The organism is Streptomyces sp. 13-12-16, assembly GCF_002114215.1.
In the GTDB taxonomy this organism is placed as follows: Bacteria; Actinomycetota; Actinomycetes; order Streptomycetales; family Streptomycetaceae; genus Streptomyces.
In genome coordinates this window covers 1-3,889 of sequence record NZ_NCTE01000546.1, presented here as the reverse complement: position 1 = coordinate 3,889, position 3,889 = coordinate 1, and the positions used below count along the sequence as shown (strand labels likewise).

Sequence of the window (3,889 nt, the reverse complement as noted above, 5' to 3'; positions counted from 1 at the left end):
GGGGGGGCCGCCGGCCCCCCCCGCCGCGCCCGCGCCGAAACCGGTGTCCGGCCGGGACTACCTGCGGCAGCGGCGGGAGCGGACGAAGACGCAGGACGATCTGTGGCAGCGCGCCGAGACGTTCGCGACCCGGCTGCACGAGACCCTTTCCGGGGCCGCCGAGGAATCCCGGCTGCACGCACCGCAGAATCCCACGCTCTCCGGCGCCTCCGGGCGCAATGTGCTCAACGCCGCCTACCTCGTCCCCCGGGTGAATTCCGAGGAATTCGTGGAAAAGGTGGAGCACACGAAGGACGACGCGCCCGGAATACGCGTCGAACTCACCGGCCCCTGGGCCGCCTATTCGTTCGCCGGTGAGGAGACCGCCGAGAAGGAGGGCACGTGACCGTCGTCGAACGCCGCGAGATAGCCCTGGTGGACCTGCTCGACCGGCTCCTGGCCGGCGGGGTCGTCATCAAGGGGGACATCACGCTGCGCATCGCGGACGTCGACCTGGTCCGTATCGACCTCAACGCGCTCATCAGCTCGGTGAACGCACGGGTCCCGTCCCCCTTCGAGGAGTCGCCGTGACGGCAGCCCCCGACGACCGGCACGTCGAATCGCCCGTCGAAGCGCACCTCGGATCGCACATCGAGCCGCACGGCAGCCGGCACAGGAGCCTGGACCTGGAGCCGGACACGGTCGAACGCGACCTGATCAAGCTGGTGCTCACCGTCGTGGAACTGCTGCGCCAGCTCATGGAGCGGCAGGCGGTGCGCCGGTTCGACGAGGGGGACCTGACCGAGGAGCAGGAGGAGCGGGTCGGGCTCACCCTGATGCTGCTCGAGGACCGCATGGCGGAGCTGCGGAACCGCTACGGACTGCGGCCCGAGGACCTGAACCTGGACCTCGGGCCGCTCGGACCGCTGCTCCCCCGGGACTGAGCCCCGGAAGAAGGCCCCCGGGACCGGGTCCCGGGGGCCTTCCGTCATCTCACCGTGGTCTTCCGCCGTCTCACCACCGGTACCACCGGCCCCTGCCTCCGCCCGCCGACGTGCCGCGCATGAAGAACCCCAGGAGCCACACGATGAGAACCGCCAGGGCGATCCACCAGAGAACCTTTACCGCGAATCCGGCACCGAAAAGGATCAGCGCCAGCAACAGGACCAGAAGAACGGGAACCATAATGTCAACCTCCTGACATCCTGGTGTCCCGGAAAACGCGGTTCAGGCTTCCTTGCGGCAGAGAATCTCGCCGTGCAGCACGCTGAACCAGCCGTCGTCCCGGTCGCCCCACTCCCGCCACGCCCCGGCCGCTTCCCGCAGTTGCTGCCGGGTGGCGTGGCCGCCGTCGACCGCCCGCTCGGCATAGGCCGACGCCACGGTGCGGTCCGCCCACAGACCGCTCCACCAGGCCCGCTCCCCGGCGGTCGAGAAGGTCCAGGTGCCGGAGGTCGCGGTGACGTCCGTGAAGCCGGCGGCGAGCGCCCAGGACTTCAGCCGCCGCCCGGCGTCCGGCTCGCCGCCGTTCGCCCGGGCCACCCGCCGGTAGAGGTCCAGCCAGTCGTCCATGCCCGCCGACGGGGGATACCAGGTCATCGCCGCGTAGTCCGAGTCCCGGACGGCGACGAACCCGCCCGGCCTGGTCACCCGCCGCATCTCGCGCAGCGCCCCCACCGGATCGCCCACGTGCTGGAGCACCTGATGGGCGTGGACCACGCAGAACGTGTCGTCCGGGAAGTCCAGCGCGTGCACGTCCCCCACCGTGAAGTCGGTGTTCGTCAGCCCCCGCTCGCCGGCCACCGTCCGGGCCCGCTCCAGGATTCCCGGCTCCCGGTCGAGTCCGGTGACGTGCCCGTCGGGAACGAGCCCCGCCAGATCCGCGGTGATGGTGCCGGGCCCGCACCCGATGTCCAGGATCCGCATGTGGGGCTTGAGCGCCCCGAGGAGATACGCCGCCGAGTTCTCGGCGGTCCGCCAGGTGTGCGACCGCAGCACCGACTCGTGGTGGCCGTGCGTGTAGACGGCGGTCTCCCGCGCTTCCGGCATGACGAACCCACCCCTTCCACTCTCGTAGGAGGGCCCTCACGCTACGCCCGGCAGCCGCATGATGAGACCCGCGTTTCACATATTGGACGCCGTCCCGGTCGAAACCCGTTTGCCACCTGCGCCGACGACCCCGCACAATCCCCACCATGGGTCATCTGGAAGCCGCGCACCTCGAGTACCACCTCCCCGACGGGAGGGCGCTGCTGGGCGATGTCTCCTTCCGGGTGGGGGAGGGGGCCGTCGTGGCCCTCGTCGGACCCAACGGCGCGGGCAAGACCACCCTGCTGCGCCTCCTCGCCGACGAGCTGAAGCCGCACGGCGGCTCCGTCACCGTCACCGGCGGCCTCGGCGTCATGCGCCAGTTCGTCGGTTCCGTACGGGACGACACGACGGTGCGCGACCTGCTGGTGTCCGTGGCGCAGCCCAGGATCCGCGAGGCCGCCCGCGCCGTCGACACCGCCGAACACGCGATCATGACCGTCGACGACGAGGCCGCCCAGCTGGCGTACGCGCAGGCCCTCGCAGACTGGGCCGAGGCGCGCGGGTACGAGGCCGAGACGCTGTGGGACATCTGCACCACGGCCGCGCTGGGCGTGCCGTACGAGAAGGCGCAGTGGCGCGAGGTCCGCACCCTCTCCGGGGGCGAACAGAAGCGCCTGGTGCTCGAGGCGCTCCTGCGCGGCACCGACGAGGTGCTGCTGCTCGACGAGCCGGACAACTACCTCGACGTACCCGGCAAGCGCTGGCTGGAGGAACGGCTCGCCGAGACCCGCAAGACCGTCCTCTTCGTCTCCCACGACCGCGAACTCCTCGCCCGCGCCGCCCAGAAGATCGTCTCCCTGGAACCGGGCCCCGCGGGCGCCGACGCATGGGTGCACGGCGGCGGCTTCGCCACCTTCCACCAGGCCCGGCGGGAACGCTTCGCCCGCTTCGAGGAACTGCGCCGCCGCTGGGACGAGAAGCACGCCCAGTTGAAGAAGCTGGTCCTGACGCTGCGCCAGGCCGCCGAGAACAGCCACGACATGGCGTCCCGCTACCGCGCGGCCCAGACCAGGCTGCGCAAGTTCGAGGAGGCCGGCCCCCCGCCGGAGCCCCCGCGCGAGCAGGACATCAGGATGCGTCTGAAGGGCGGCCGCACCGGTGTACGCGCCGTCACCTGCGAGGGGCTCGAACTCACCGGCCTGATGAAACCCTTCGACCTGGAGGTCTTCTACGGCGAACGGGTCGCCGTGCTCGGCTCCAACGGCTCCGGCAAGTCGCACTTCCTGCGGCTGCTCGCCGGCGACGGCGTGGCCCACACCGGGAACTGGAGACTCGGCGCGCGCGTGCTGCCCGGACACTTCGCGCAGACCCACGCCCATCCCGAACTGCTGGGCCGCACCCTCCTGGACATCCTGTGGACCGAACACTCCCAGGACCGGGGCGCCGCCATGTCACGTCTGCGGCGGTACGAGCTGACCCAGCAGGCCGAGCAGGCCTTCGACCGTCTCTCCGGCGGCCAGCAGGCCCGCTTCCAGATCCTGCTCCTGGAGCTCCAGGGCGTCACGGCCCTGCTCCTCGACGAGCCGACCGACAACCTCGACCTGGAATCGGCCGAAGCCCTCCAGGAAGGCCTGGAGGGCTTCGAGGGCACGGTCCTCGCCGTCACCCACGACCGCTGGTTCGCCCGCTCCTTCGACCGCTTCCTGGTCTTCGGCGGCGACGGCAGGGTCCGGGAGACCCCCGAACCGGTGTGGGACGAACGCCGGGTGGAGCGGGCGCGCTGACCCGGAGGGGCGCGGGGCCGCACCGGCACGCGGCTCCGCCGCCCGGGCGCGCACGGGGGTCCGGGCGAAGCCCCCGGGGGGAGGGGCGGCTGGGG

General features: G+C 71.6%; 6 protein-coding genes. 4 read left to right on the top strand and 2 right to left on the bottom strand.

The window, feature by feature from the left end; translation table 11 throughout:
- The 3 genes from B7767_RS22175 to B7767_RS22165 form a co-directional block, all read left to right on the top strand.
- The coding region (locus tag B7767_RS22175) for a GvpL/GvpF family gas vesicle protein (RefSeq protein WP_179167235.1) at positions 1-385 on the top strand (385 nt) is incomplete at its 5' end.
- On the top strand, positions 382-570 hold the full coding sequence (locus B7767_RS22170) for a gas vesicle protein (RefSeq protein ID WP_085573742.1): 189 nt from the start codon (positions 382-384) through the stop codon (positions 568-570). The genes B7767_RS22175 and B7767_RS22170, both read left to right, overlap by 4 nt.
- Positions 571-629: 59 nt before the next feature.
- Positions 630-923, top strand: coding sequence for a gas vesicle protein K (locus B7767_RS22165; RefSeq protein ID WP_085573748.1), 294 nt, complete (start codon positions 630-632; stop codon positions 921-923).
- Positions 924-993: 70 nt separating this feature from the next.
- Here B7767_RS22165 and B7767_RS22160 read toward each other — a convergent pair whose 3' ends face one another.
- Together B7767_RS22160 and B7767_RS22155 are read right to left on the bottom strand one after the other, a co-directional pair.
- Positions 994-1,164: a hydrophobic protein gene (locus B7767_RS22160; protein ID WP_085573741.1), complete on the bottom strand. Its 171-nt coding sequence runs from the start codon at positions 1,162-1,164 to the stop codon at positions 994-996.
- Between the two features lie 42 nt (positions 1,165-1,206).
- The gene (locus B7767_RS22155) at positions 1,207-2,028 is read right to left on the bottom strand and encodes a methyltransferase domain-containing protein (protein WP_085573740.1); all 822 of its coding nucleotides are present in this window, start codon (positions 2,026-2,028) and stop codon (positions 1,207-1,209) included.
- A 146-nt stretch (positions 2,029-2,174) separates the two neighbouring features.
- On the opposite strand from B7767_RS22155, the gene B7767_RS22150 reads away from it, so the two are divergent.
- Positions 2,175-3,794, top strand: coding sequence for an ABC-F family ATP-binding cassette domain-containing protein (locus B7767_RS22150; RefSeq protein WP_085573739.1), 1,620 nt, complete (start codon positions 2,175-2,177; stop codon positions 3,792-3,794).
- The last annotated feature ends 95 nt before the right edge of the window (positions 3,795-3,889 follow it).

Coding starts and splice junctions, on each gene's coding strand:
- B7767_RS22160 (WP_085573741.1), bottom strand. CDS start 1,164: ATGGTTCCCGTTCTTCTGGTCCTGTTGCTGGCGCTGATCCTTTTCGGT.
- B7767_RS22150 (WP_085573739.1), top strand. CDS start 2,175: ATGGGTCATCTGGAAGCCGCGCACCTCGAGTACCACCTCCCCGACGGG.
- B7767_RS22155 (WP_085573740.1), bottom strand. CDS start 2,028: ATGCCGGAAGCGCGGGAGACCGCCGTCTACACGCACGGCCACCACGAG.